Annotated in this window: 2 protein-coding genes; both read left to right on the plus strand. The window is 64.8% G+C overall.

What is annotated here, in order from left to right:
* The coding region (locus XI08_RS09995; RefSeq protein WP_271574285.1) for a DUF4194 domain-containing protein at positions 1 to 745 on the plus strand (745 nt) is incomplete at its 5' end.
* Positions 742 to 1,260, plus strand: a 519-nt coding sequence (locus XI08_RS10000) for an ATP-binding protein (RefSeq protein ID WP_271574286.1), incomplete at its 3' end; no start/stop codon positions are given. The genes XI08_RS09995 and XI08_RS10000, both read left to right, overlap by 4 nt.

Consider the following 1,260-nt stretch of genomic DNA (forward strand, 5'->3'; position numbering starts at 1 on the left):
GATCTGGAGCCGCGCCCAGACACGCCGCCCCACGACAGCGAATGGCTTCGGTGTGCGAACTTCGTGGTCAGGCGATCCGGCCCCCTCCGGAAAGCAGAGGCAGCCCATGCTCAGTGAGTTCGAAAACGTCGAGCGCTCCTTCGGCGCGGAAAAGGCAGCCGACCTCCGCAAAGCGCTGCACTTCCTGCTACGGCGGCAGTTCGTGTTCGCGGGAGACCCCCGGACCGGGACAGTCTACAACACGATCATGGATGGCCGCTTCCGCGACGTGGTCGACGGCTTCTTCGATAGTTGCGGATACCGCGTCCATCGCGATCCGGAGGCGCAGTGGGCCGGCATCGTCGCCATGGACGAGGACGTGCCGCTGCCCCGGATGAAGCTCGATGAAACAATCGTCATGCTGGTGCTGGCGGCATACTGGCAGCAGGAGGTGAACGTCGGAGCAGTCGAGGACCGGGCCGTCGTAGTGGCCACTTTGAACGACCTGTTCGATCGCTACCGCGAGATGGCGCAACACGGCGGCGGAGGCGCGATCTCGCCCGCCCGCTTCCGGGACATCCTGCGCGAGGCTGCCCAACGCAGTTTGGTCGAGATCAGTGATTTTGACGACGAGCAGCAGGACTGCGAGATCAGGATCCGCCCGATGATTAAGCTGATCAGTGGCAGCGATGCCCTCCAACGGCTCGAGCGCTACGTCCGTAGCGAGGAGGCGCGGTTTCCGCAGCCCGCAGGAGACGAGGCATGATGGAACTACGCCACCTGACGATGGTGAACTGGCACCTGTTCGACGTCGCCGACATCGACGTGACAGGACACGTCGGGGTCCTGGGCGAGAACCGGTCCGGCAAATCGACAATCCTCGACATGGCACAGGTCGTTCTCACCGGCGCGAGCCGGCGGTTCTTGCGCCTGAACGCGGTCGCCGGCGATAGCGGAAAATCGCGCAGCGGCTCGAAGCGCAGCGTTGTCGATTACTGCCTTGGGACGCTCGGCGAAGATCAGCGCCGGCGCGACGAGGCGCGCACCTACATCGCGCTCGGTTTCGAAGACACGGAAGGCGCCCGGCCACCGGTCACGATCGGCATGGCGCTTGAAGCGCGCAAGTCCGACAGCAGGGAGACCGTGCTGGCACTGTTCGTCGCCGTCGGAACCGTTCTGAGCTCCAAGGACTTCATCGAGCAGCGAGGAAAGTCGCAATTCCCGGCGCAATGGGAGGACGTGCGCGCCCGGATCGTCGCGGCGGTCGGCGAAGGCAACTTC

Source organism: Bradyrhizobium sp. CCBAU 11361 (assembly GCF_028128935.1).
GTDB classification, from domain to species: domain Bacteria; phylum Pseudomonadota; class Alphaproteobacteria; order Rhizobiales; family Xanthobacteraceae; genus Bradyrhizobium; species Bradyrhizobium niftali.